This window comes from Halomonas sp. SL18_1 (assembly GCF_055755715.1).
Genome location: NZ_JBVTRK010000001.1, coordinates 3,193,354 through 3,219,517, shown reverse-complemented (window position 1 = coordinate 3,219,517; position 26,164 = coordinate 3,193,354). Strand labels below are relative to the sequence as shown.

General features: G+C 63.4%; 21 protein-coding genes and 5 pseudogenes. 20 read left to right on the top strand and 6 right to left on the bottom strand.

The window, feature by feature from the left end; genetic code table 11:
• Positions 1-39 precede the first annotated feature (39 nt).
• Genes ACSJDS_RS16390 through trpC form a run of 3 tightly spaced genes read left to right on the top strand, consistent with a single transcriptional unit; the run spans position 40 to position 2,522 of the window.
• Complete coding sequence (locus ACSJDS_RS16390; RefSeq protein ID WP_473034179.1) at positions 40-624, top strand: anthranilate synthase component II; 585 nt, start codon at positions 40-42, stop codon at positions 622-624.
• A gap of 37 nt (positions 625-661) precedes the next feature.
• Complete coding sequence (gene trpD / locus ACSJDS_RS16385; protein WP_473034177.1) at positions 662-1,681, top strand: anthranilate phosphoribosyltransferase; 1,020 nt, start codon at positions 662-664, stop codon at positions 1,679-1,681.
• A 31-nt stretch (positions 1,682-1,712) separates the two neighbouring features.
• Entirely contained in the window at positions 1,713-2,522 is an 810-nt protein-coding gene (gene trpC / locus ACSJDS_RS16380; protein WP_473034176.1) for an indole-3-glycerol phosphate synthase TrpC, read from the top strand.
• Positions 2,523-2,550: 28 nt separating this feature from the next.
• Here trpC and ACSJDS_RS16375 read toward each other — a convergent pair whose 3' ends face one another.
• A complete protein-coding gene (locus tag ACSJDS_RS16375; protein ID WP_473034175.1) occupies positions 2,551-3,501 on the bottom strand; it encodes a TonB-dependent receptor domain-containing protein in 951 nt (316 codons plus the stop codon).
• Positions 3,498-4,625: a TonB-dependent receptor plug domain-containing protein gene (locus tag ACSJDS_RS16370; protein ID WP_473034174.1), complete on the bottom strand. Its 1,128-nt coding sequence runs from the start codon at positions 4,623-4,625 to the stop codon at positions 3,498-3,500. The genes ACSJDS_RS16375 and ACSJDS_RS16370 overlap by 4 nt, the downstream gene beginning before the upstream one ends.
• 181 nt (positions 4,626-4,806) lie before the next feature.
• On the opposite strand from ACSJDS_RS16370, the gene ACSJDS_RS16365 reads away from it, so the two are divergent.
• The 14 genes and pseudogenes from ACSJDS_RS16365 to nosP all read left to right on the top strand — a co-directional run bounded on the left by ACSJDS_RS16365 (position 4,807) and on the right by nosP (position 17,252).
• Complete coding sequence (locus ACSJDS_RS16365; protein WP_473032531.1) at positions 4,807-5,016, top strand: hypothetical protein; 210 nt, start codon at positions 4,807-4,809, stop codon at positions 5,014-5,016.
• Positions 5,013-5,369, top strand: coding sequence for an IS66 family insertion sequence element accessory protein TnpB (gene tnpB / locus ACSJDS_RS16360; protein WP_027961197.1), 357 nt, complete (start codon positions 5,013-5,015; stop codon positions 5,367-5,369). Before ACSJDS_RS16365 ends, tnpB begins: the two co-directional genes overlap by 4 nt.
• Before the next feature lie 43 nt (positions 5,370-5,412).
• Complete coding sequence (tnpC, locus tag ACSJDS_RS16355) at positions 5,413-7,014, top strand: IS66 family transposase (protein ID WP_473034173.1); 1,602 nt, start codon at positions 5,413-5,415, stop codon at positions 7,012-7,014.
• A gap of 87 nt (positions 7,015-7,101) precedes the next feature.
• Positions 7,102-8,417, top strand: a pseudogene (locus ACSJDS_RS16350) (IS1380 family transposase).
• A 577-nt stretch (positions 8,418-8,994) separates the two neighbouring features.
• Positions 8,995-9,249: a hypothetical protein gene (locus ACSJDS_RS16345; RefSeq protein WP_473034172.1), complete on the top strand. Its 255-nt coding sequence runs from the start codon at positions 8,995-8,997 to the stop codon at positions 9,247-9,249.
• A gap of 351 nt (positions 9,250-9,600) precedes the next feature.
• A complete protein-coding gene (locus ACSJDS_RS16340; RefSeq protein ID WP_473034171.1) occupies positions 9,601-10,137 on the top strand; it encodes a DUF6624 domain-containing protein in 537 nt (178 codons plus the stop codon).
• 101 nt (positions 10,138-10,238) lie between these two features.
• Positions 10,239-10,640, top strand: a complete 402-nt coding sequence (locus tag ACSJDS_RS16335) for a hypothetical protein (RefSeq protein WP_473034170.1) — start codon at positions 10,239-10,241, stop codon at positions 10,638-10,640.
• A gap of 95 nt (positions 10,641-10,735) precedes the next feature.
• Positions 10,736-11,395 (top strand): hypothetical protein, encoded by a 660-nt coding sequence (locus ACSJDS_RS16330; protein WP_473034169.1) that lies wholly within the window; start codon positions 10,736-10,738, stop codon positions 11,393-11,395.
• A 115-nt stretch (positions 11,396-11,510) separates the two neighbouring features.
• Complete coding sequence (locus ACSJDS_RS16325; protein ID WP_473034168.1) at positions 11,511-12,170, top strand: restriction endonuclease; 660 nt, start codon at positions 11,511-11,513, stop codon at positions 12,168-12,170.
• A 94-nt stretch (positions 12,171-12,264) separates the two neighbouring features.
• Positions 12,265-12,861 (top strand): glutathione S-transferase family protein, encoded by a 597-nt coding sequence (locus tag ACSJDS_RS16320; protein ID WP_473034167.1) that lies wholly within the window; start codon positions 12,265-12,267, stop codon positions 12,859-12,861.
• Positions 12,862-12,963: 102 nt separating this feature from the next.
• A complete protein-coding gene (locus tag ACSJDS_RS16315) occupies positions 12,964-13,374 on the top strand; it encodes a VOC family protein (RefSeq protein ID WP_473034166.1) in 411 nt (136 codons plus the stop codon).
• 48 nt (positions 13,375-13,422) lie between these two features.
• Complete coding sequence (locus tag ACSJDS_RS16310; protein WP_473034165.1) at positions 13,423-13,956, top strand: GNAT family N-acetyltransferase; 534 nt, start codon at positions 13,423-13,425, stop codon at positions 13,954-13,956.
• Between the two features lie 391 nt (positions 13,957-14,347).
• Positions 14,348-14,773, top strand: coding sequence for a GNAT family N-acetyltransferase (locus ACSJDS_RS16305; protein ID WP_473035050.1), 426 nt, complete (start codon positions 14,348-14,350; stop codon positions 14,771-14,773).
• A pseudogene (nosP, locus tag ACSJDS_RS16300) lies at positions 14,719-17,252 on the top strand (nitric oxide-sensing protein NosP). The gene ACSJDS_RS16305 and the pseudogene nosP overlap by 55 nt, the downstream one beginning before the upstream one ends.
• Here nosP and ACSJDS_RS16295 read toward each other — a convergent pair.
• Entirely contained in the window at positions 17,229-17,429 is a 201-nt protein-coding gene (locus ACSJDS_RS16295) for a DUF2905 domain-containing protein (RefSeq protein WP_473034164.1), read from the bottom strand. The pseudogene nosP and the gene ACSJDS_RS16295 overlap by 24 nt on opposite strands.
• 20 nt (positions 17,430-17,449) lie before the next feature.
• A pseudogene (ydiJ, locus tag ACSJDS_RS16290) lies at positions 17,450-20,637 on the bottom strand (D-2-hydroxyglutarate dehydrogenase YdiJ).
• Positions 20,638-20,785: 148 nt separating this feature from the next.
• Here ydiJ and serS point away from each other — a divergent pair.
• Positions 20,786-22,062, top strand: a pseudogene (serS, locus tag ACSJDS_RS16285) (serine--tRNA ligase).
• 105 nt (positions 22,063-22,167) lie between these two features.
• On the opposite strand, the gene ACSJDS_RS16280 reads toward serS, so the two are convergent.
• Positions 22,168-22,956: an SIMPL domain-containing protein gene (locus ACSJDS_RS16280; protein WP_473034163.1), complete on the bottom strand. Its 789-nt coding sequence runs from the start codon at positions 22,954-22,956 to the stop codon at positions 22,168-22,170.
• A gap of 345 nt (positions 22,957-23,301) precedes the next feature.
• Here ACSJDS_RS16280 and ACSJDS_RS16275 point away from each other — a divergent pair, with 345 nt between their 5' ends.
• Entirely contained in the window at positions 23,302-24,414 is a 1,113-nt protein-coding gene (locus ACSJDS_RS16275; protein WP_473034162.1) for an AI-2E family transporter, read from the top strand.
• Positions 24,415-24,523: 109 nt separating this feature from the next.
• On the opposite strand, the gene trxA is transcribed toward ACSJDS_RS16275, so the two are convergent.
• The gene (gene trxA / locus ACSJDS_RS16270; RefSeq protein ID WP_238977909.1) at positions 24,524-24,847 is read right to left on the bottom strand and encodes a thioredoxin; all 324 of its coding nucleotides are present in this window, start codon (positions 24,845-24,847) and stop codon (positions 24,524-24,526) included.
• Positions 24,848-25,131: 284 nt separating this feature from the next.
• Between trxA and cysB the strand changes: the two are divergent.
• Positions 25,132-26,104: pseudogene (gene cysB / locus ACSJDS_RS16265) on the top strand (HTH-type transcriptional regulator CysB).
• Positions 26,105-26,164 lie beyond the last annotated feature (60 nt).

Genomic DNA, 26,164 nt, shown 5'->3' with positions numbered 1-26,164 from the left:
GCCACCGGATACGCGCAACCGAGACAGGAACCCTTCGTCATGCCCGTGCTGATGATCGACAACTATGACAGCTTCACCTTCAACCTGGTCCAGTACCTGGGCGAGCTGGGGGCCGAGGTGGTCACCCACCGCAACGACGCCATCACCCTGGAGGAGATCGAGGCCCTGTCGCCCAGCCACCTGATGGTCTCGCCAGGGCCCTGTACGCCCAACGAGGCCGGCATCTCCCTGGCGGCGATCCGCCACTTCGCCGGCCGGCTGCCGATCCTCGGGGTCTGCCTGGGCCACCAGGCCATCGGCCAGGTATACGGCGGCAAGGTGGTGCGCGCTCCCCAGGTGATGCACGGCAAGACCTCGCGAATCCGCCATCACGGCCATGGCGTGTTCGCCGGCCTGGAGGACCCGCTGGAGGTGACCCGCTATCATTCCCTGGTAGTGGAGACCGACAGCCTGCCCGAGTGCCTGGAGGTGACCGCCTGGACCGACGAGAACGACGTCACCCCGGGCCTGGTGATGGGGCTGCGCCACCGCGAGCTGGATATCGAGGGCGTGCAGTTCCACCCCGAGTCGATCCTCACCCGCCAGGGGCACGAGCTGCTGGCCAATTTCCTGAAGCGTTGCTGAACCGCGCCGAGCCTGAGTCGTAGAGGAGAGCCTGTCCATGCAGATGCGAGACGCCATCGCCGCGGTGATGCGCCACGAGAACCTGACCTTCGCGCAGACCCACGCCGTGATGCGCCAGATCATGACCGGCGAGGCCACCGACGCCCAGACCGGCGGCCTGCTGGTGGGCCTGGCCATGAAGGGCGAGACCCCCGAGGAGATCAGCGCCGCCGCCCAGGTGATGCGCGAGCTGATGAACCGGGTCACCCTCGACGCCGAGAACGTGGTGGACATCGTCGGCACCGGCGGCGACGGCGCCAACCTGTTCAATGTCTCCACCGCCGCCAGCTTCGTCGCCGCCGCCGCCGGCGCCCACGTGGCCAAGCACGGCAACCGCAGCGTCTCCTCCTCCTCGGGCAGCGCCGACCTGTTCGACGTGGCCGGCATCTACCTGGACCTCAAGCCCGACCAGGTGGCGCGCTGCATCGAACGGGTGGGCGTGGGCTTCATGTTCGCCCCCAACCACCACCCGGCCATGCGCCACGCCATCGGCCCGCGCCGCGAGATGGGCGTGCGCACCCTGTTCAATATCCTCGGCCCGCTGACCAACCCGGCCGGCGCCCCCAACCAGCTGCTGGGCGTCTACTCCGCGGCGCTGCTGCCGCTGATGGCCGAGGTGCTGCGCCAGCTGGGCAGCGAGCACGTGATGGTGGTGCACGCCGAGGATGGCCTGGACGAGATCTCGCTGGCCGCCCCCACCCAGGTGGCCGAGCTCAAGGATGGCGAGATCCAGCGCTATACGATTACGCCCGAATCGCTTGGCATCGAGCGCCAGTCGCTGACGCCGCTCAAGGTGGTCAGCGCCGAGGACAGCCTGCGCCTGGTGCAGGAGGCGCTGGTCGGCGAAGGCGCGGCGGCGGATATCGTCGCCCTCAACGCCGGCGCCGCGCTCTACTGCGCCGGGGTCGCCGATACCCTGGCCGAAGGCGTGGCCATGGCCCAGGACGCCCAGGCCTCCAGGCTGCCGCTGGAAAAGATGAAGGAACTGGCCGACTTCACCCGGGTGCTGATTCCCTGACCCGCCCCTCGTACACTTTCAGGATCTCGCCATGAGCCCAACGCAGGACGCTACCCCGACCATTCTCACTCGCATCCTGGCGCGCAAGGACGAGGAGGTCGCCGAGCGCTCGCGCGCCGTCTCCGAGGCCGAGCTTTTGCGCCTGGCCGACGCCCAGAGCGCGCCCCGCGGCTTCATCGCCGCGCTCGAGCGGTTCATCGCGGAGGGCGATCCGGCGGTGATCGCCGAGATCAAGAAGGCCTCCCCCTCCAAGGGGGTGATGCGCGAGGAGTTCCACCCCGCCGAGATCGCCGAGCGCTACGCCGCCGGCGGCGCCGCCTGCCTCTCGGTGCTCACCGACGCCGACTTCTTCCAGGGCCACGAGGACTACCTGATCGCCGCCCGCGAGGCCTGCGCCCTGCCGGTGATCCGCAAGGACTTCATCACCCACGGCTACCAGGTCAGCGAGGCGCGGGCCATCGGCGCCGACTGCATCCTGCTGATCGTCGCCGCCCTGGACGACGCCCGCATGGCGGACCTGCACCAGCAGGCCACCACGCTGGGCATGGACGTGCTGGTGGAGGTCCACGACCTCCGCGAGCTGGAGCGTGCCCTGAAGCTCGACCTCGGCCTGGTGGGCATCAACAACCGCAACCTGCACACCTTCGACACCACCCTCGACACCACCCTCGACCTGCTGCCGCGGATTCCCCAAGGGGTCACCGTGGTCACCGAATCGGGCATCCACACCCGCAACGACGTGCTGCGCATGCGCGAGCACGACGTCCACGGCTTCCTGGTGGGCGAGGCCTTCATGCGCGAAGCCGACCCCGGCGAAGCGCTGCGCCGGCTGTTCTTCTGATCGCTCCCTACGGGCGGGCGGCTCCCGCCTAAAAACTCAGCTCCAGCCCCGCATAGAGGGTGCGCCCCGGGGCGGGCTCGAAGAAGCGCCCGCCGCTGGCGTTGATGCGCACGTTGGCGAAGTGCGACTCGTCGAGCAGGTTGCGCACGCCCAGATGGGCGCCGAGGCGGGTGGTGCCGTCGCCCAGCCGCCAGGCGTCGCCGCCGCGCAGGTTGACCAGCCAGTGGCTCTCCACCGGCACCTCGTTGGCATTATCGGCGTAGAAGCCGCCGGTATAGAGCCCCTCCAGGCGGGCGAAGCGCTCGCCGCTGCCGTACCAGGTCACACGATTGTGCCACTGCCGGCGGGGCAGCCCCGGCAGGCGGTTGTCGGCGAAGTCCTGCTGATCGTCGGCGAAGCGCGAGAAGCGGTAGTCCGCCAGGGTCAGGGTGCTGGTCAGCTGCCAGGCCAGGGTCGGGCTCCAGTCCAGCTCCAGCTCGATGCCCTCCCGGGCGGTGCGCCCGGCGTTCTCGTAGAAGGTGCGGCCGTTGTCCGCCTCGAAGGGCACCAGCTCGTCGTCCACCCGTATGGAGAAGGCCGCCAGGTCGTAGCGCAGGCCGTTGGCCAGGCGCCCGCGCAGCCCCAGCTCGCGGCTTAGCGTCTGCTGGGGCGCCACCTCGGGATTGAAGCCGCCGCCGCCGTCGGGCCGGGCGAACTCGGTGAAGGTGGGCGTCTCGAAGGCGGTGCCCAGGTTGGCATAGAGCTGGTGCCCCTCCCGGTAGCGATAGCTGGCGCCGAGGCTGCCGGTCCACTCCCGGAAGGTGCGCGAACCGCTGGCATCGATGCCCTCGGCCTGGAAGCGGTCGTCGATGGAGAGCCGCACCTGGTCGTGGCGCACCCCGGCGGAGAGCTCCAGGGCCTCAGTGACCCCGAGCTCCGCCAGCAGGAAGGCGCCGGCGGCGGTGGCGTTCTGCTGCTCGTCGGCGGTCTCGGCGCTCACCGCACCCTGGGCGTGACCGCGCGCCGCCCGCGGTCGTCCTCCTGGCGGCCCACCTCTAGCCCGGCCACGTAGCGCAGCGGCCGCTCGCCCAGCGTCTCCTCCCGGGTCAGATCCAGGCTGGCGCCGTAGTAGCGGCGGCGGTAGTCCACCAGGCTATTGCCGGGGAAGGGCAGCTGCTGCTCGAAGTCGCGGCGGCTGACGAAGGCGCGGGCGTTGAGCTCGCCGCCGGCGGCGTCGAGATCCTCGTAGTGCAGCCCCAATAGCTGCTGCTCCACCCGCTGGCCGGCGTCCAGGGCGGCCGCGGCCGGCGCCGCCTGACGACGGTCCGTCGCCACCTCTTCGGCGGTCAGCCCGCCCGGGTCCTCGGCGGTGGGCAGGTCGAGCAGGTTCACCAGCGCCGAGAGGGTGCGGGTCTCATCGAAGCGGTAGCCCAGCCGGGCGTTGAGCAGGCGCTTCTCCACGGCGCTCTGTTCCCGGTAGCCCTCGAAGTCCAGCGCCGAGAGGCTGACGCTGTGCACCCAGCTGCCGTGCTCGCCGCCCTGGCGCAGGGCCAGCTTGCGGTAGTCGTGGCTGCCGCCCTGCAGGCGCAGCACCGGGGAGCGACGCATCTCGCTGCCGTCGCCGGTGGTGATATCGAGCACGCCGCCGGCGGCGTTGCCGTAGAGCACCGAAGCGGGGCCGCGGATCACCTCGATGCGCTCGGCGCTATCCAGGTCCACGGCGTCGATCTGGGCCTGGCCGTCGGGCAGGGTGTAGGGAATGCCATCGACGCGGATATGGATGCCGCGGATGCCGAAGGGCGCCCGGGCCCCGAAGCCGCGGCTGGCGATGCGCTGGCCCTGGGCGAAGTTGTCGCGGTTCTGCAAAAAGAGGCCAGGCACCGGGGCGAGGGCCTCGTCGAGGCGCACCCGCTGCTGGCCCTGCTGGATCTCCTCGCGGGTGACCGCCGACACCGCCGCCGGGGTATCGTAGAGCTCCCGGGCCAGGCGCGGCGCGCTGATGGTGATGGTGGGCAGCGCCTCGGCGTTTTCCCCTTCCTCCGCCGCGACCAGCCCCGGCATACCCCACACCGCAACCGCAATGGGCAGGCAGCCCAGCAGCCGTCTTCTCGTCCCATGCCCCATGCGCAGCTCCTTGCCGTCTCAACTCCTGAACAGTGTAACCCCCAAGCCCCACCTGGTTGCCATCCCGTGATTCAGACTTGCCTGTGCCGACCTTGCGCTGAGTAAGCGCTCCACAAACCCCATCTTCTGCAACTGAATAGTGTCCATCAGACTGGTGTCACCCGATCCCAAGGAGGACACCATGACCGACCTGACATCGACACAGGCCTTCTGGCTGGGCCACCTGTTCCATGCCTCCTCTCGGCAACTGCCGCTGAGCGAGTACGCCGAAGAGCAAGGGCTGGAGCTGGCGTCATTGCTGGCGTGGGAGCAGCGTCTGGTGGTGCAGGATGTACCTGTGCCACCTCGTCATCGCCCGCAGCGTTTCGTCGCCGTGGAGGTGACGCCATGATTCGGCCGGACACGGGACTGCGCGTCTACCTGTGCCGCGAGCCGGTCGACATGCGCAAGCAGATCGATGGACTGGCCCTGCTGGTTCAGGAGGCCATGGAGCTCAATCCCTTCGAGGAGGCGGTCTTCGTATTCGGCAACCGTCAGCGCGACAAGGTGAAGCTGCTGTTCTGGGAGCGCAACGGCTTCGTGGTCTGGTACAAGCGCCTGGAGCGGGAGCGCTTCAAGTGGCCGGATCGGCTGGAGGGTGACACCGTCACGCTCTCGGGCCAAGAGCTGAACTGGCTTCTTGACGGCTATGATCTCAGCGCCATGCAGCCTCATAAGGCGTTGGATTTTCAGGCAGTTGGTTGACTTTTTTGCTGCCTCCGGTGGCGCTGCTTGGTAAAATATCGGCATGACTTCGTCGGCCTCTACGTCTTCCGCCAGCGTTTCCCAACTGCAGCGCCAAGTGCGTGCTCAGCAGGAGGAGATCGCGCGTCTCCATCAGCTGATGGAGAAGAAAGAGGCAGAGTGGGAAGCCGCCAAGGCGGCGCTGTTCGAGCAGTTCCGCCTGGCCATCGAGCGTCAGTTCGGTCCCTCCACCGAAAAGTACCGTGTCGCGCAGGGTGACCTTCTCATCAACGAGGCCGAAGCAGCGGTCGACGAGGAAGAGACCAGCGCCCAGGATGGCACGGCTGACGATGAGGTTGACGCACCGGCCGACCCCCATCAGCCGGCCAAACGCCGCACCCGTGGTGGCCGCGTGGCGCTACCGCCCGAACTGCCCCGCGTCGAGGTCGTCCATGAGCTCCCCGAGGATGCCCGGCATTGCCACCACGACGGCACCGGGCTTAAGGAGATCGGCAAAGAGATCAGCGAGGAGTTGCATGTGGTGCCGGCGCGGGTCGAGGTGATCCGCCATGTGCGCCTCAAGTACGGCTGCCCCACCTGCGAGGAGGGCGTGCAGATCGCCCCGACGCCGGCCAAGCTGCTGCCGAAGAGTAACGCCAGCCCGACGTTGCTCGCCTATGTGGCCACCGCCAAGTACCAAGACGCCTTGCCGCTCTACCGGCAGAGCCAGATCTTTGCCCGACACGGCGCCGAGATACCGCGCAACACCCTGGCCCGCTGGATGGTCCAGGTGGGCGAGCGACTGATACCGCTGGTCGAGGCCCTGCGACAGCACCTATTACAGGCCCCGCTGATCCACATGGACGAGACCACGCTTCAGGTCAACGCCGAGGCGGATCGGCCGGCGAGCTCAACGTCCTACATGTGGTTGCAGCGCGGCGGCCCGCCTGGCCAACAGGTGGTGCTGTTCGACTATGACGCCAGCCGAGCCGGTCGGGTGCCCCTGCGCCTGCTGGGTGACTATGCCGGCCGCCTGGTCACCGATGGCTACGAGGGTTATGCCAAGGTGGTGCGAAAGAACGGCATCACCCATGCCGGCTGCTGGGCGCACGCCCGTCGCAAGTTCGTCGAGGCGCAGAAGGTGCAGCCCAAGGGCAAGACCGGCAAGGCTGACTGGGCGCTCAACCAGATCCGCAAGCTCTACGCCGTGGAGAAGCAGGCCAAGGGGATGGATCCCGAGGCACGCCAGGCGTTGCGTGAGCAGAAGAGCCGCCCGCTAATCACCCAGCTACGCACCTGGTTGGACAAGTCGCTGACGCAGGTGCTGCCGAAGAGCACTCTGGGCAAGGCCCTGCACTACCTGGATGGCCAGTGGCAGCGCCTGACGCGCTTCCTCGATGACGGGCTGATCCCGCTGGACAACAACGCAGCAGAAAATGCCATTCGCCCCTTCGTCGTTGGCCGCAAGAACTGGCTGTTCAGCCACACGCCGAGCGGTGCCCAGGCCAGCGCGATGATCTACAGCCTGATCGAGACGGCCAAGGCCAACGGCCTCTCGCCCTACGAGTACCTGCAGTTCGTGTTCGAGACCCTGCCAACACTCGGCGAGGATGACGACCTCGGCATGCTGCTGCCCTGGCGCTGGAAAGACACTCTACCGGTCTAACCCGGATATTTCATCAGGCATGAAAAAGGCGGCTGAAAATCGGTTATGATTCAAGGGCCTAATCCAGAATCAACCGCTACAGCCGCCATGACGAAATGTACCATGCCGACCGCCTCCTTTCCACGCTGTAAAGGCCGTCAGGTCACCGCCAGTTTCGACGGTGGCGAGATCACCTCCGATGGTGGTGCCCTGCTGCTTCGCCAACTGGATCGTGAAATGGGGCTGACCCGTACCATCGCGCGCCGCCTGGAGGATGCGCGGGCTGCGCGCCGTTGTCGGCATCAGGCCGAGACCATGCTCCGGCAGCGGGTCTTTGGCCTGGCGCTGGGCTACGAGGACCTCAACGACCACCACGCCCTGCGTCGCGACATCGCCTTGCAGACCGCGGTCGGTACCGACGACGTGCTGGCCAGTCAGGCGACGCTGTGTCGCTTCGAACAGCAGGCCAGTCGCCAGTGGGCGGTGGCGATCCAGGAGGAGATCGTCGAGCAGTTCATCCGCTCCTTCCGGCGACCGCCGAAGAAGCGGTTGATCCTCGACTTCGATGCCACCGACGATCCGGTGCATGGCGAGCAGCTCGGTCGGCACTTCTCCGGCTTCTACAACGGGTACTGCTTCCTGCCGCTCTACGTCTTCTGTGGCCAGCAGTTGCTGGTCAGCTACCTGCGCCCGGCCTATCGCGATGCGGCCCACCATGCCGGCGCCATCCTGGCCCTGCTGGTGCGGCGGCTGCGTCAGGCCTGGCCCGAGGTGAAGCTCGTCTTCCGCGGCGACAGTGGCTTCTGTCGACCACTGATCCTGGCCTGGTGTGAACGCCATGGTGTCGAGTACATCGTTGGCCTGGCGACCAACAGCCGCCTCGAGAAGCTGTCACTGGATATTCGCTAGAGTCGGCGATTCGCTGGGAGGCTGAGCGTACCAAGCAGCGTCACTTCGGGCGCATCGACTATGCGGCCCACAGCTGGAAGCGCCCGCGACGCAAGGTAGTGGTCAAGGCCGAGACCAGCTACCGCGGTTTCAACACCCGTTACGTGGTGACCAACCTGCACGGCAGTCCGCAGTGGCTTTATGACCACCGCTACTGCCCGCGCGGTGACATGGAGAACCGCATCAAGGAGCAGCAATGGCTGTTCGCCGACCGCACCAGCTGCCATGACTGGTGGCCCAACCAGTACCGACTGCTACTGGCCGGTCTGGCCTACCTGCTGCTGGAACGGCTGCGCCGGGTGTACCTGAAGCGCACCGCGTACGCCACGGCCCAGGTCACCACCCTGCGCCTGAAGTTGCTGAAGATCGGTGGCGTAGTGATCCGCAATACCCGGCGCGTCCGCCTGATGCTGAGCAGTCACTACCCCGATCAGGATCTCTTCCAGAAGCTCGCTCGCAAGCTGGTGCCGGGATGACCGGTGCGGTGCTGTCCCCGGCACGGAATAAACACTGGGGGAAAGGGGGCAGTGTGCTCAAACGGCGGGAAATCGATCAAAAACTGACCAACATGATGCGCTGTGGGGTGCGTTCGGCGAATCAACAACCAGAGAGCACCGACTGGCGGCGCTCATGAAATATCCAGGCTAACTCAGGCCGCAACAGGTGGGGTTCGTGGAGCGCTTACTGCGCTGAGTCAAGGGAGGCGCTTTGCAGTTATTTCAGTATTTGCTTAGGCTGGATAGCCTAAGAGAGGTGAGAAGGCAGCGACATAGCACCCCCCCCGACTATCGCATGGAAGCGGCAACCCCCGACCATGCCCGATAGGGGCGGTAGCGTGCCAAAATCCTACTGAAGGATGCGAAAGGATGATTGAAGCCGGCAAAGGCAGCAGGCACGCGAAGAATTCGTATGCGGCCTATTTTTACTTAATATTTTTTATGATCAATGGGTTAGAAAGGTCGTGCGCGCTCTATGATTGGATGAACGCGCGAGCACGTTTATCCAATCATAGAGCGCGCTGTCTAATCACTGTTGGGCCACATGAGTATGGTCGTGAGCGAAAAGTCGATGGAAACCGATATAAAAGAGGCTGCAATGGTTGTCGCGGAAATTTCTGCGATGGCTGTAATTTTGCCGATTATTGTATTTTTCGCGATACTGCTTGGCCCGCTAACTGCCGCCGGGATTCTCTTGGACGATGAAGGTGGCTTGGATGCTGACGACTTTGAGCGATATATTTGCTTCGGTTTGATGGTTGCGTCAGTAGCGTTGTGGACCATAATCTTTGCATGGGCAGTGAGAGGGTAATATGCCTAGAACGCGATTGTTTCTTCTCCTATTCTGGTTGTTCGTGTTGTCGCTTTTATTCGCCATGGGTCAAAATGTTTATCAAAATGACTCGATTCTTTCCAATGATGTTTTTATCCTCATGTCGATTTGCGTGATATTGGTTCTGTGTGACGAGGTTACCAAGTATCTCAATTCTATCAAACGCATACGAGGCGAGGTTCGCAAAGAGGTCTTGCAAGAGCTTAGAAGAGAAGGGTGGAGTCCACCGAAGGACAACCAGATCGATGATTGAGTTGTGCCCAACAATTAACTGCACCGGACGCTCCTTCGTCGCTCCGGTGAGTTTTGGCGTTAACTGGGAAGGAGTCCATGAATCAGGATATTGTGAATGAGTTGGTCACGATGATGACAGACGACCAGCGGTTGTTGCAGCAACTCTTCGATTCCGGAGAGCTGCCATCTGAGTCTTATCATCCCCGGATGAAAGCCCTGCATGAGCAGAATGCTTCTCGCCTGAAAGAGATTATTGGTGCACACGGTTGGCCCGGCATTTCGTTAGTTGGGGAGGAGGCTGCTAAAGCTGCATGGCTTATTGCTCAGCACTCTGTTTCAGATACAGATTTCATGGCAGAGTGTGTTTCCCTGCTAGAGCATGCCGTTTCGAGAGAGGATGCGGCAGGCTGGCAGTTGGCATTCCTTCAGGATCGAGTGCGAACTTTAGGTGGTGAGCTTCAATACTACGGTACCCAGTTTGATATAGATGAAAATGGGTGGCCAATACCGTTTCCTATTGAGGATTCTGCTACGGTTAATGAACGCCGTGCGCGTCTTGGACTGAATTCCCTTGAGGAACGTCAGGAACAAATGATTGAGCAGGAGCGAAATCGCCGTGCCAATATTACATAAACCAGTTAACCAAACGCGGCACTCGGACGCCCTTGTCTTCGCTTCGCTGCGTCAAGGTCTCCGGTGCGCTCCGCGTTATGCATTAAATCAGGAGACCTAGAGTGCTTGAGTATTTAATTGATAGACTGATTTCATTGATGGGGCCCATTTCGACTCTGTCCAAAGAGAAAAGAGAGTTAAAAGACAACGCTTTACGGGCAATTGTGACAGCGTTGCAGGAGACAAAGATCTATTACAAATCACTTGAGCGGGGCTCCGAAAGAAATACTGATACAGAAGCACAGCTCGTAAGGTACTGGGGTGCGGCGGCAATACCGCTTCGCCATATTGATGAGGAGCTCGCAATGATCTGCGAGCATAAGGCGGACTTCTGGATTGATCCTGAAAGTTGGTCAAACGATCAAATATCGTCCCTCGGAATTAAATTAGAAGATGTAACGAAGGCGTATCGCCAACTGGCTATGCCAAGCTTCAACAAGGCCAGACATTTGAGAAATGCATAACAAGGCCATTAAATTCGCTCCCTACGGTCGCCGGACGCTCGCAAGCTCGCGCCGTTTATGGCGGCGTTATGCGATAGAGCGAGAGGCTTCGAGTAATGGAGAATAGCTTGCTAGGTTTTGTCTTAGGTGCACTCATCAGTGGTGGCGTTCTAGGTGCGCTAATAGGTGTTTTCCTTGGGCACCGCCTAGCGGTAAGTCTGTTTAGAGAGCGATCCAAAGCCCTTGAAAATGCGTTCTATAATGAGTTTTCTATACTTAAGGACGATCTTATAAGCTGGTTTCCTGCCTTGCTAGAAGAATACAGAAGCCCCTTGAAACAGAGCTATTCAGGTCCCGCCCCTCTAGATTTAAAGTTAATTGAAAACCTCATAGTAGAGCTTGCCGGAACAGATAGAATGATTGGCCCACACCAAAGAATGCTTGTGTCTCGGATGGAGCGATCGATTGAAGGCATTAAACAAAAAGATAAGACGCGAGATATTTATATAAAGCGATGGCTTGAGAATGAAGAAGAGTTAAATGGCTCAGAGAGGCATGATATTTCCAGCAATATAAGTTTTATCACAGCTCAGTTGCTAATCGATGTATCCCAAGGAATCTATTTCTTGGATAAGGTGTTATCTGAAAGAAACAAATTTACAATTAGTGATGATTCATCTATCTCAGATTTCATGAAACACGCATGCTCTGCTACCAATTTAAATTTTAACCGTGAAGAAAGTGTTGCTATTGTCAACAGATTGGGGCTTGGTTAATGTTCGCGACAGCGCATAACAATCGCAGGCATGGCGACAGCTTTTTCGTTGCGGCTTCGCCTTCACTACAAAGCTGCGCATGCTGCGGGCGTTATGTTTTACTTGGGATGGGAATATGGTTATAGATTTAAAAGAAATACCAAACGACCATGCATTTGAAAATTTCTGTATGCATCTTTTGGAAGAAATGGGTTTACATATACACGTTCAGCCTGCCGTAGGTCCCGATGGTGGGCGTGATATTATTTGTGAAGAGCCTAGTCGTTTTGGGAGTCGTGGTTATCGATGGTTGGTAAGTTGTAAACACTATGCACACAGTGGTAGATCGGTTGGTGTAAGTGATGATGCAGCTCTTGCTAACAAGCTGGTAGAGCATGGCTGTAATGGGTTTATGTTCTTCTTTTCAACATCATTTACAGAAGGTTTTAGAACATCAGTAAATAAGGTTTGCAATCAAATTAATAGCCAAAGTAGAATTTTCAATTGCTATGACATAGAAAGAATTTTACTGTCTTCACCTAGGTTTTATCCGTTAATCAGGCAGTATCTACCGAATTCTCATGATCGTTTGATTGGCCTGATAAATAAAGGAGAATGCTGCCCATACTGTGGGCCTCAAGATGCACTGTATGCTGTATACACCCGAAACAAAAATGATAATTCAGTTAATTATGAAGTGTATGGAGATTGTTGTATTAGCCATGTCATTGATGATTTGAATGAGTCCGGGTGTGAATATGGTATTTGTCAAATTCGTAGTGCGACGCAATGGTAAAAAACATAACAAGTTGCAGCAGTTCACGCCTACGGCGTCGGACGCTCGTACCTCGCGCCGCTGTGCAAAGCGTTAAATGCTGAAAGGAAAGCCGATGAGAATTTATGGAGATGTTAAGTCAGGGAACTGCTACAAAATCAAGCTGCTGTGCTCGTTGCTGGATATCGAGCATGAGTGGGTTCATGTGGACATATTGGCAGGCGGTACATCGAAAGCTGAATTTTTACAGAAGAACCCCAACGGGAAGATTCCACTTCTTGAGCTTGAAGACGGACGGTGCCTGTCCGAGTCCAATGCCATACTTAATTTTTTGGCTGCAGGGAGTGATCTGCTTCCGTCAGACAGCTTCAAGATTGCGAAGGTGCAGCAGTGGCAGTTTTTTGAGCAGTACAGCCACGAACCATATATAGCGGTTGCGCGTTTTATCGCCAAGTATCTCGGCCTACCTCAAGAACGGAAGGCAGAATACGAAGCCAAACAGTCTGGGGGACATAAGGCTCTGGCAGTTATGGAGCAGCAGCTTTCAACTTCTCCCTACTTAACCGGCGACTCCCTGTCTACAGCGGATATCAGCCTATATGGGTATACTCATGTCGCTCATGAAGGCGGCTTTGAACTGAATGAGTACCCCTCAGTCTTGGCATGGATTGACAGGGTACAGAATCATCAAAAGTACATTGGTATGGTGTAGGTTGGCATTTAACAATTTGCTGCATCGGAAAAATTACTCACTGGCACTCGCAATTTTCCGGTGAGCACGGCGTTAGGCAGTTTTAATCACGGGAGGGGGTCAATGGAAATCAAATGCATCTCCGGCTTTGCTTCCATCACCAAAGACCCGGCGGCTAGTGCGTCGCTGTATCAGGGGGCGCTGGGCCTTCCACTGGAGGCGATGGACGAGTATCGCTTTATGGATCATTTCCCCGGCGCGAATCATTTCGGTGTCTGGCCGCTGGCCATGGCCGCCCAGTCCTGCTTCGGGCAGGATGAGTGGCCCGAGAGTGTTCCCGAGCCCACGGCGACGATCGAGTTCGAGCTGGCGGATGCCGCTGCGGTGGAGGCGGCGGTGCAGGAGATGAAAGCGAAGGGGCAGGCGTTTATCCACGAGGCCAGGACGGAACCCTGGGGCCAGACGGTCGCCAGGTTCATGAGTCCAGAAGGTGTATTGATCGGCCTGAGCTACGCGCCTTGGCTTCATGAATGAGGGCTTTGCCGTCTCGGCCCCACGATAACGCTCTGAGGGATCCTCACCATGCAGATCGTCGAAGCCCAGGATCATCATCTCGACCATGTGTTGCAGGTCGAGCGCCAGGCGTTCCCGAGCGATGAAGCGGTGCCGCGCCTGGTGGCGGATTTGCTGCTGGACGCCACGGCACGGCCGAGCCTGTCGCTGCTCGCCTACGAAGGGGCTCTTCCCGTCGGCCACGTGCTGTTCACCCACGCCAGACTCACGGGGGCATCGCAGGAAATTACCGCAAGAATCCTCGCACCGCTGGCCGTCATTCCCGAGTGTCAGCGCCGGGGGGTCGGGCGTGAGCTTATCGAGCGAGGCGTGGAGCGCCTGGCCAAGGAGGGCGTCAGGCTCGTGTTCGTGCTGGGCCATCCGGATTACTATCCGCGCTGCGGCTTCGAACCCGCCATTCCGCACGGGCTCATGGCGCCGTACCCCATCGAGCCGGAAGCGGCCTGGATGGTGCGCGCGCTCGATGCCGGTGTCCTCGGTGCGGTCCGTGGCAGGGTGGCCTGCGCGAAGGCCATGGATCGGCCGGAATACTGGCGCGAGTAGGCCGATGGGCGCTGTGGTTGCGAGATGTGTGTCATCGATCCGCTGCCGGCAGCCCAGAACGCACGGAATACCCGGAGGCATAGAGGGTGGATGAAGCGAAAGAGCGCTATCTCTCAAGCCTGCCGGACCTGCCGCTATGGGTGGAGACGCGGGACTTGCTGCGCCGGGAAAGCGCCAGGCTGGTCGAGAACCAAGGGCAAAACGGCTTCGTGGTCTGGAGCCCGGAGGTCGGCCTGGGGGCCGTGGTGGGTGAGCCGGCGCCGGAGGCCCTGGCGCTGGCCGCCGGCGAGGTGCCGGAGCTGCTGGCCTTCGCGGACAACGTCGAGGGCGTGCGCGCGCTCCTGCCGGCGTTTCACGCCGAGCCTGCCATTGTCTTTTCTGCCCCGAACGGCTGCCCGTCGCCCCGCGCCATCGATGCCGGCCGATCACCCCGAGCGAGATCGCGGCACTCTCTCACCTGCCCGCCGAGCTGCAGGCCGAGCTTTCCCGGGTGCCGGAGGTGGGGGGGCTGGTCGTGGCAGCCTTTGACGGCACGCTGCCCGTGGCCTTCGCCTATGTGGCCTCGGAAACGGAGTCGCTGTGGGATCTCTCCATCGACACCCTGGCCAGCCATCGTCGCCGGGGGTACGCGGCGGCCGCGGTGCTCCATCTCATGGGCTTGATGAAGGCGAAGGGCAAGTCCGCCGTCTGGGGAGCGCTTGAGAGCAATCCCGCCTCGGCGAACCTGGCGCGTCGCCTGGGCTTCGTGGCGTGCGCCAGGCTATGGGTGCTGACCCCAGGGAAGACGCACGACAAATCGCTCTACGACGGGGCTTGAAGAGCAGTCGCAATCCGCTCTGCGCTTCGCGCCTATGGGGTCAGCCGAGAGGAGGGCTAAACCTCAACCTTCAGCGGCCGGGGCCGATAACAATAGGAAAGGCCTACGAGGGGAGAGCCGCCATGAGCCGGATCCGTAGCATGCAGAGCCGTGCTGAGGATGCTCGCACTGCCGTTCGCGAGTTTCATCAGGGGGTGGTGCAGCCCGATACCGAGCTGGTGCTGTTCTTCTGTTCCAGCCACTACGATCTGACGGCGCTGGCGGACGAGATGAACCGCCTGTTCGGCGACACTCCCGTGGTGGGGTGTACCACTGCGGGGGAGATCGGCCCCCTGGGCTATCTCGACCATACACTCACCGGCGTAAGCTTCCCGGCCGGCAGCTGTACGGCGGTAACCGGGCGATTGGATGCCCTTCAGCAGTTCGGCATCGCTCGTGGCCAGGCGTTCACCGACGCGCTTCTGCAGCAACTCGGTGAGCGGGCGACAAGACCGAGCGGCGGCAACAGCTTTGGGTTTCTGCTCATTGATGGCCTCTCCATCCGTGAAGAGCAGGTGGCGCGAACGCTGCAAACGGCATTGGGCGATATCGTGCTGGTGGGCGGCTCGGCGGGCGACGACCTGTGTTTCAGCCAAGCCCAGGTGTTCCATGACGGGGCTTTCCACAGTGACAGCGCTGTGCTGACCGTATTGAAGACCGACTGCGCGTTCCGTCTGTTCAAGACCCAGCACTTCCTCTCGCTGGAGGAGCGGCTGGTCGTCACCCGGGCCGATGCGGAGCAGAGGCTCGTCCACGAGATCAATGGCATACCCGCCGCCCAGGCCTATGCCGAGCTGCTGGGCGTTTCGGTGGAGGCGCTCGAGCCGCACCATTTCGCTGCTGCGCCGGTGGTCGTACTGATCGATGGCATCGATTACGTACGCTCGATACAGAAGGCCGGGCCGGACGGCAGCCTGACCTTCTACAGCGCCATTGACGAAGGGCTGGTCCTGCGCGTGGCCCAAGGAATGGATCTGGTCTCCGACCTGGAGGCAACCATGGGGCAGCTGAGCGAGGAACTGGGCCCGCCGCAACTGGTGCTTGCCTGCGACTGCATTCTGCGCAACCTGGAGGTCACCCAGAAGAGTACCAAGACGGCGGTGGAGGCGGTTTTCGATCGCCATAATGCGGTCGGCTTCAGCACCTATGGCGAGCAATACGGTGGCGTGCACATGAACCAGACGCTGACAGGTATTGCCATTGGCGCTCGTGCCCGTAGCGAAACGAGCGGTTTGCCGAGTGGGTGGAGCCTGTCTGGCCGCCGTACGGAACCGATGAGGCAAGCCAATGCCACCCAGCCGATACCGCGAAGACAGCTTGGGGTCGAGCAGTTGCAGAAGATGGTGCAGGCCTTGATGGATCGCGCCGAGCGCAGCACCAGCGTGTGCGGCTCCGGTTTCAGCCTCTTCCAGACTGCGGTGATGCTGGAGGATCAGGTGCGGGTGCGAACCAAGGAGCTGGAGGCGGCGCTGCACGAGAACGAGCAGATCAATCGTGCCCTGCATCAGGCTCAGGCGGGTATGGAACGGGAGATCCGCGAGCGGCGCGAGGCCCTCGTGGCGCTGGAGCGTGAGAGGGAGGAGCAGCAAGTTCTCATCGGAAAATTGGAGGAGGCCCACAATCAGCTGCTCCAGTCGGAGAAGCTCGCCTCGATCGGCCAGCTTGCCGCGGGTGTCGCCCATGAGATCAACAATCCCATCGGTTTCGTCAGTTCCAACCTCAACACCCTGCGTCAGTATATCGATGACCTGCTGCGCCTGATCGACCTCTACGAGACGGTCGAGCCGTCATTGACGAGCGAGGCGGTCGGGCGGATCGCGCAACTCAAGTCGGAACTCGAACTGGACTATCTGCGCGAGGATGTCGGTGCGCTGATTGCCGAGTCGATCGACGGTACGCTCAGGGTACGGCGCATCGTTCAGGATCTGCGCGATTTCTCCCGTACCGGTGCCACCGACTGGCAGCTTGCCGATCTTCATCAGGGATTGGAGAGCACGCTCAACGTGGCGGCCAACGAGATCAAGTACAAAGCCACGATAGTGCGGGAATATGGCCAGCTGCCGGCGGTCGAGTGTGTGCCGGCCCAGCTCAACCAGGTCTTCCTCAATCTGCTGGTCAATGCGGCTCAGGCAATCGAGAACCACGGCACCATCACACTGCGCACCGGCTGCGAAGGCGATCAGGTGTGGCTCGCCTTTGCCGACGACGGGGCGGGGATATCTGCCGAGATGCAGTCGCGTATCTTCGACCCCTTTTCACCACCAAACCGGTCGGTCAGGGCACCGGCCTCGGCTTGTCGCTCTCCTATGGCATCGTGCAGAAGCATGGGGGCCGCATCGAGCTGGATAGCCGCCCCGGAGAGGGCACGACCTTCACCCTCTGGCTGCCGGTTCGGCGCATCCCGGACGAAAGCGCCTCAACGGTTGAACAGCCACAGTAATCCGCTGATGAGCAGACTCAACAGGATCATGGTGGTGATCGGGAAGTAGAACGAGACGTTCTCGCGGCGGATGGCGATGTCGCCCGGCAGCTGGCCGAAGGGCAGCTTGGAGAGCCAGGGCCAGAGGATGCCAACGGCGACGATGCACAGGCCGATGATGATCAGGGTGCGAGACATGGGCGTGCTCCTTCTGCCTCCTACCAGCTGACGCGACGCAGCACCGCCAGCAGCCCCTGCAGCGGGTGCGGCAGGGCGGTGTCGGAGAAGCGCTTCACCTGGCTGCGGCAGGAGTAGCCGGTGGCCAGCAGTTTCCCCGCGTTGGCCTCGTCCTCCACCCGGGGCTGCCACGACTGGGCGTAGATGGTCCGGGAGGTCTCCCGGTTGCGCGCCTCGTGGCCGTAGGTGCCGGACATGCCGCAGCAGCCGGTGTTGACCAGTGCCAGCTCCAGGCCGAAGGCGGCGAACAGCTGCTGCCACGCCTTGGGGCTGCCCGGGGCGTTGGTGGTCTCGGTGCAGTGGGAGAGCAGCCGGTAGCCCGGGTCCTCGATGCCCGCGCCGGCCAGGTCGAGCCCCGCCGGCACCAGCTGGCGGGCCCGCGTGACCAGCCACTCCTGCAACATCAGCACCTCGGGCACGGCCGCCGGGCCCAGCGCCTTCACGTACTCCTGGCGATAGGTGAGGGTCATGGCCGGGTCGATGCCCACCAGCGGCACGCCGAACTCGGCCAGCGCCCGCAGCCGCCTGGCCTGGCTCTCGGCGGTGCGCTCGAAGGCGCCCAGAAAGCCCTGCACGTGCAGCGGCTTGCCGTTGGGGGAGTAGGGGGCGACGAACACCTTGACGTCGAGCCGGGCCAGCAGCTCGACGATATCCAGCACCAGGCTGGCCTCGAAGTGGCTGGTGAAGGCGTCCTGCACGATCACCACGCTCTTGGCCTTCTGGGCCTCGCTGAGCAGGCCCAGCGAGGTGGGGGTGGCCTCGGCCACGCCCCAGGCCTTGAGCTGCTTGGCCAGGCGCACCCGGGAGAGCCGCGGGCTGTCCACCAGGCCCACGGGGCCGGCCAGCAGTCGGTCCACCAGGCGGGTGCCCAGCGCCGCGTTGTAGAGTGGGGCGAGCCGCGACAGCGCCGGCATCAGCCATTCGGTGCCGCCAATCAGGTAGTCGCGCACCGGGCGCAGGTAGCGGCCGTGGTAGACCTCCAGGAACTGCGAGCGCGAGTCGGGCACGTTGACCTTCACCGGGCACTGGCCGGCGCAGGACTTGCAGGCCAGGCAGCCGGCCATGGCGTCGTAGACCTCGTGGGAGAAGTCCGCCTGGCGCTTGCGGCGCAGGGTGTTGAGGGTGCGCCGGGGCAGGTCGCGCACGAAGCCCCAGGCGCCCTCGGCCTTCTTCTTGCGCGACTCCTCGACCAGGTCGACGCCGGCCGCGCCCTGCAGGCGCAGCCATTCGCGGATCAGGCTGGCGCGCCCCTTGGGGGAGTGGATGCGGTCGCGGGTGGCCTTCCAGGAGGGGCACATGGCGTCGTCGGGGTCGTAGTTGTAGCAGGCGCCGTTACCGTTGCAGTAGACGGTGGCGGCGTGGGCCTGCCAGGCCCGCTCGTCGATGGTGCGGTCGTACTGGCCGCGGGTGGGCACGCCGTCGATGGGCAGCAGGCCGGGATCGACCAGCTTGACGGGTGTTTCGGCATCGGCGTCGGCAGGCGTGGCAATCTTTCCGGGGTTGAGCTGATTGTGCGGGTCGAAGGCGGCCTTGACCCGCTGCAGGCTGGGGTAGAGCGCGCCGAAGAACTTGGGCGCGTACTCCGAGCGCAGCCCCTTGCCGTGCTCGCCCCACAGCAGGCCGTGGTACTTGTGGGTCAGCTCGGCGACTTCGTCGGTGACCTCACGGATCAGCCGCTCCTGCTCGGGGTCCTTCATGTCGATGGCCGGGCGCACGTGCAGCACCCCGGCATCCACGTGGCCGAACATGCCGTAGGCGAGGCCCCTGGCGTCCAGGGCGGCGCGGAACTCGGCGATGAAGTCCGCCAGGTGCTCCGGCGGCACCGCGGTGTCCTCCACGAAGGGAATGGGGCGCTTCTCGCCCTTCTCGTCGACCCTGGCGTTGCCCAGCAGCCCCACGGCGCGCTTGCGCATGCCGTAGACCTTCTGGATCTGGGCGCGGCCGGAGGCCAGGGTGTAGCCCAGCCGCTCGACGCTCGCATCCGTCTCCAGGTGGTGGCAGAAAGCGGCGACCCGCTCGGCCAGCCGCTCCGGGTCGTCGTCGTTGAACTCCACCAGGTTGATGCCGCGGATCGCCGCCGCCTGGCGGGTGGCCGTGGCGGTCTCGCCCTGGGCGCCGTCGCCGGCGCTCTCCCCGGCGGGGAAGAACTCCGCCACGCTGTCCCAGACGAAGTCCTCTATGGCCAGCAGCAGCACCTTGTCGTCCACCGTCTCGATGGAGGTGGGCTTGGCGGAGCTGGCCATCAATGCCTTGGCGTCGCGCAGGGCGTCCATGAAGCCTGAGTAGCGCACGTTGACCAGGGTCGAGTGCTTGGGGATCGGCAGCACGTTGAGTACCGCCTCGTCGAGAAAGCCCAGCGAGCCCTCCGAGCCGCACAGCAGGCTGTTCATGTCGAGCCGGCCCTGGTCGTCGCGCAGGTGCGCCAGGTCGTAGCCGGTCAGGCAGCGGTTGAGCGGCGGAAAGGTGGCGCGGATCTGTTCGGCCTGGGTGTCGATGATCGTCCGGGCGGTGCGGTAGGCCGCGCCGGTGACGTCGTCGCGCTCACAGAGCCGTTCGAGCTCGCTCTGTGTCACCGGGCGACTCAGGAGACGCTCGCCGCCCAGCAGCACGGTCTCGAGTTCCAGCACGTGGTCGCGGGTCTTGCCGTACTCGCAGCTGCCCTGGCCGCTGGCGTCGGTGGAGATCATGCCGCCGATGGTGGCGCGGTTGGAGGTGGAGAGGTCCGGGGCGAAGAAGAGCCCATGGGGCTTGAGCGCCGCGTTGAGCTGGTCCTTGACCACGCCGGCCTGGACGCGCACCCGGCGGTTCTCCACGTCGATGTCGAGAATCCGGTTCATGTGCCGGGAGACATCCACCACCAGGCCGTCGGTGAGCGACTGGCCGTTGGTGCCGGTGCCGCCGCCGCGGGGGTGAGCACCACCTGGCGATGCTCTACCTGGCCGGCGAGGTGGGCGATGCGCTCGAGATCCTCGCCGCCCCTGGGGTAGAGCGCCGCCTGGGGCAGGCGCTGGTAGATGGAGTTGTCGGTGGCGAGCACCGTGCGGTCGGCGTAGTCCGGGGCGATCTCGCCCTCGAAGCCGGCGGCCTTGAGCGCCTCGAGAAAGCGAAGATAGGGCGCGGCAGGCTCGGGAGCGGTGCCGGCGTCGGTGGTGTCCAGTCGTGCGATCATGGAAGTCAGCGTCGGGGGATAAGGAGAATGCCCTTACTTTACCGCGAGAGGGCGGTGAGGCGCATCCCGCCGTGGCGCCTGGACGGCCTTTTGCCTACAATGTTCCGCCGTTTTCCCGACTTTTCACCGTTTTCAGGGACAGGATGCCATGCTCGATCCCAAACTGCTGCGCAGCGACCTCGATGCGGTCGCCCAACGACTGGCCAAGCGGGGCTTCGCCCTGGACACCGCGCGTCTCGAGGCGATGGAGTCGCAGCGCCGCGAGCTGCAGACCGCCACCGAGACCCTGCAGAACGAGCGCAATACTCGCTCCAAGGCGATCGGCAAGGCCAAGGCGGCCGGCGAGGACATCCAGCCGCTGCTCGACGAGGTGAGCGACCTGGGCGACCGGCTGGACGCCGCCAAGGCGCGCCTGGCCGAGGTGCAGGCCGAGTGGGACGAACTGGTCAGCGGCCTGCCCAACCTGCCCCACGAGAGCGTGCCGCTGGGGAGAGCGAGGAGGAGAACGTCGAGCTGCATCGCTGGGGCACGCCCCGGGAGCGGGACTTCGCGGTGCGCGACCACGTCGACCTGGGCGCCCTCAAGGGCGACCTGGACTTCGAGCTGGCGGCCAAGCTGACCGGCTCGCGTTTCGCGGTGATGCGCGGCCCCATCGCCCGCCTGCATCGGGCGCTGACCCAGTTCATGCTCGACAAGCAGACCCTGGAGCACGGCTATGAAGAGTGCTACGTGCCCTACATGGTCAACGAGGCGTCGCTCCACGGCACCGGGCAGCTGCCCAAGTTCGGCGAGGACCTGTTCCGCCTCGACGACGAGCGCGGCTTTCACCTGATCCCCACCGCCGAGGTGCCGCTGACCAACTTCGCCCGGGACGAGATTTTCGATGCCAAGGCGCTGCCGGTGAAGCTCACCGCCCACACGCCCTGCTTTCGCTCTGAGGCGGGCTCCCACGGCCGCGACACCCGCGGCATGATCCGCCAGCACCAGTTCGACAAGGTGGAGATGGTGCAGCTGGTGGCGCCCGAGACCAGCTACGCCGCGCTGGAGGAGATGCGCGGCCACGCCGAGGCGATCCTCCAGGCGCTGGAGCTGCCGTATCGGGTGGTGACCCTGTGCACCGGCGACATGGGCTTCGGCGCCGCCAAGACCTACGACCTGGAGGTGTGGCTGCCGAGCCAGGAGACCTACCGGGAGATCTCCTCGGTCTCCAACTGCGAGGACTTCCAGGCGCGGCGCATGCAGGCGCGCTTCCGCCACCCGGAGCAGAAGAAGCCGCAGCTGCTGCACACCTTGAACGGCTCCGGCCTGGCGGTGGGCCGCTGCCTGATCGCGGTGATGGAGAACCACCAGAACGCCGATGGCTCCATCACCGTGCCCGAGGCGCTGCGGCCCTATATGGGCGGGGTCGAAACCATCAACGCTTGACCGGGCTTCGCCCGGAGCTGTAAGCCATAAGCTTTGAGCTGTAAGAACACCCCGGCCATCTCCCTGGCTGGGGGTGATTCGTTATGGGTAGGGTGATATTCCGGCTTACGGCTTACGGCTGTGGTTCGATCCCCAGCTGACGCTGACGCCCGCTTCGATGGTGATGGTGCCGGGGCGGTACTCCGCCTGGGGCGCGCTTTCCCGGGCGTCGGCGCTCATTGCCATCATGCGCGGCGCAAAGGCCGGCGATCGGGTCTCGCTGACGCTGAACACCGGGCCCAGGCCGATGTCCAGGGTCTCGGCCATCAGTTCGGCCTTGTGGCGCGCCTTCTCCAATGCCTTGACCAGCGCCTCGTCGGTGGCCGCCTCGCGGTCGGCGAGGTCGTAGGTCACGCCGTCCAGGGCGTTGACCCCGGCGGCGGTCAGGGCGTCGAGCAGCGTCGGCAGCCGCTCCAGTTCCGCCACCTTGACCTCGAAGGGCCGCTCGAGCCGGGTACGCACCAGCGGCTCGCGCTCGCCGCGCTCGTCTCGGGGGGCGGCGATATGTTCGGGGTGTACGTTGAGCGAGCCCGCGGTGATGGCGTCGCGCTCGACGCCCGCCGCCTCCAGGGCGCCGATCAGCTCGGTGGCACGGGCCTCCAACCGGTCGCGGGCCTCGCGCAGGGCCTCGGGGTCGGTGGCGACGTCGTCCTGGCGGGCGATGGCGGGGGTGCGCTCCCACAGCCTGGCGCTGAGGGTGGCGCGGTCGGGCACCACCTCCAGCTGGGCCTCGGCCTGAACGTCGAGCCGCGAGCGGGTATCGCCGGCCTGCGCCGCCGCGGCGAGCAGCGGGGCGGTGACCAGCAGGGCGCCGAACAGCAGGTGTCGGGGGCGGAAGGGATGGGTAAATGACATAGGGCCTCCTTGCGGTAAGAGGGTGTCTACAAAAGGGCTGCACTCGACAATACGTCGTTAAAAATCGACTCAACATACTCATTTACACCCCGTAAACTCCGCTGTTTCATCAATTTTTGCCTCGTCTTGCCTTCGTTCGCCTGTTTTGTAAATACCCTCTAAGCGCGGCGTTGGTGGATAGGGTGTCGGTCAGGGGCGTCGCGTGCTGTTTGGAAGCGTCACTCCTGCCGGGGTTCCGTCGCCTGCCGGATGTCCACGTTTTGTGCACCGTTGTGCGGCCGGGCGTTTGTCTCTTGCCGCCGCAGTCGGCATCATGAGAGTGCCCACGGCCGAAGGGATATTGGCATGCCCGAGAGCAATCACGAGGCGCCGCGCAGCATACCGCTCAACCTGACGCTGGCGCTGGCCGCCCTGGTGGTGATCGTTGCCGGGCTCAAGGCCGGCGCTAGCCTGGTGGTGCCGCTGCTGCTGGCGGTGTTCATCGCGGTGGTGTGCACCGCACCGGTGCAGTGGCTCAACCGCCTAGGGTTGAGCCTGCGCCTGGCGGTGTGGCTGACCCTGGTGGTGATCGGCGCCATTCTTCTGCTGCTGGCCCTGCTGCTGGTGAACAGCTTCGGCACCTTCGTCGATGCGCTGCCCGGCATCGAGGAGCGTCTCAACGACCTCTATCTCGATCTGCTGCAGGGGCTGGCCGGCATGGGGCTGGCCATCGACACCGGCCGGGTGGCCGATATGCTGGATATCGAGGTAGTCCAGACCTGGGTGCCGAAGGTGATCGGCGAGCTGGGCAACCTGGTGATGCAGTCGGTAATCGTGGGCCTGCTGGTGGTGTTCATGCTCTTCGAGACGCTGAACATTCGTGACAAACTGACCCGCGCCCTGGCCAACCCGGCGCCCAGCCTGCGGCGTTTCAGCGAGTTCAGTCGCACGCTCAAGCGCTACCTGGCGGTGAAGACGCTGATCAGCCTGGCCACCGGGCTGCTGGTGTGGATCGCCTGCCGGCTGGTCGGCGTGGACTTTCCGCTGCTCTGGGCGGTGCTCGCCTTCGCCCTCAACTTCATTCCCAATATCGGCTCGGCGCTTGCGGCGATTCCGCCGGTGCTGTTGCTGCTGGTTTCCCAGGAGGGCGGCGTGCTGCAGGCGCTGGTGCTGGCCTCAGCCTATCTGGTCATCAACTTCGTGCTTGGCAACCTGGTGGAGCCCAAGGTGATGGGGCGGGCGCTGGGGCTCTCCACCCTGGTGGCCTTTCTCTCGCTAGTGGTATGGGGCTGGGTGCTGGGGGTCGTCGGCATGCTGCTCTCGGTACTGCTGACCATGACCCTGAAGATCGCCCTGGACAGCCACCCCGAGACCCGCTGGATCGCCCATCTGCTGGGCCCCGGGGAGCGCTTCATCGATGACGAGCCCACCGCCGAGAAGGCCGATCGGCCGCCGTCCGAGCGCGGGCGGCCGTCCTGAGTGGCGATGGAGGCTATCGCTCGTTGGGTGACGTTGCCTAGAACGCCATCGCCCCGGCAATAGCCGAGGCGATGGCGTAGGGTGCTAACCCGGAGCGGGGCGGTGGCGATCAGCCGTTCTGATCGATGAACTGCGCCAGCTGCGACTTGGACTGGGCGCCCACCAGGGAGGCGACCTTGGTGCCCGACTTGAACAGCATCACGGTGGGGACACCACGCACGCCCTGCTCGGCGGCGATTTCCGGCGCGTCGTCAACGTTGATGCTGACGACCTTGAGGTTGCCGGAACGCTCCTCGGCGACCTCGTCGATCACCGGCGCCATCACCTTGCAGGGACCGCACCACGGGGCCCAGAATTTCAGCAGCACGGGCTTGTCTGCCTTGAGGACTTCCTGCTCGAAGTTGGCATTGGTGACATCGACGTTGTTGGCCATGTGATTCTCCAGTTACGTTGCGCTGCATCGAGCGAAAGATTCGGCGTGGCGTCCACGCCCGGTCGGCAGATGGTAGCGGTCGGCCGGGTTGCTGGCAAATGCGCCCTGCCCATGACCTTCATAGTAGAGGGTGATAGGTAGGCAGCGTTCAGAGGGTCTCCCCCGGCGTCTTATATGCTATAAAGTAATCATATAGTGTGCGGTTATTTCAATAAAGCATTAATGGTCGGTCCTTGGCGCGCCAGCCGCGGCCGGTCCTGGTGGTAACGGGAGGCAGTACCCTCATGAAACTTCAGCAGCTGCGCTATATCTGGGAAGTGACGCGCCACAACCTCAATGTGTCGGCCACGGCGCAGAGCCTGTTTACCTCGCAGCCGGGGATCTCCAAGCAGATTCGTCTGCTCGAGGACGAGCTGGGCGTGGAAATCTTCGCCCGCAGCGGCAAGCACCTGACCCGGGTGACCCCGGCGGGGCAGGCCATCGTCGAGCTGGCCGGCCAGGTGCTGCGGTTGACCGACAACATCAAGCAGGTGGCCCAGGAGCACAGCGATGAGCGTCGCGGCAGCCTGTCGATCGCCACCACCCATACCCAGGCACGCTATGCGCTGCCGCCGGTGATCGGCGAGTTCACCCATAAATACCCCGATGTGGCGCTGCACATGCAGCAGGGCACGCCCAAGCAGATTGCCCAGATGGTCAGCGATGGCCAGGCCGACTTCGCGATCTGCACCGAGTCGCTGGAGCTGTTCAACGACCTGGTGCTGCTGCCCTGCTATCGCTGGAATCGCTGCGTGCTGGTGCCCAAGGGACATCCGCTGGCCGAGCTCGATGAGCTGTCCCTCGAGGCGCTGGCCGAGCACCCGCTGGTCACCTATGTGTTCGGCTTTACCGGCCGCTCCCAGCTCGACGACGCCTTTCGCGCCAAGGGGCTGACCCCCAACGTGGTTCTCCACCGCTGCGGATGCCGACGTGATCAAGACCTATGTGCGGCTGGGGCTTGGCGTCGGCATCGTCGCCCATATGGCGGTGGACCCGGTGCAGGATACCGACCTGGTCGCCCTGGAAGCGGGCCAGCTGTTCGAGAGCTCCATCACCAAGATCGGCATTCGTCGTGGTACCTTCATGCGCGGCTTCATGTACGACTTCGTCAAGGGGTTTGCCGACCATCTGGAGCGCGACCTGGTGGATGCGGCGCTGGCGGCGGGACCACGCCACGAGCAGGCGCTGTTCGAGGATATCGAGCTGCCCGTGCGCTAGGCCCTCGCAGCCCTCTCCAAATGCCGAAGGCGCCGCAATAGCGGCGCCTTCGGCGTTTCT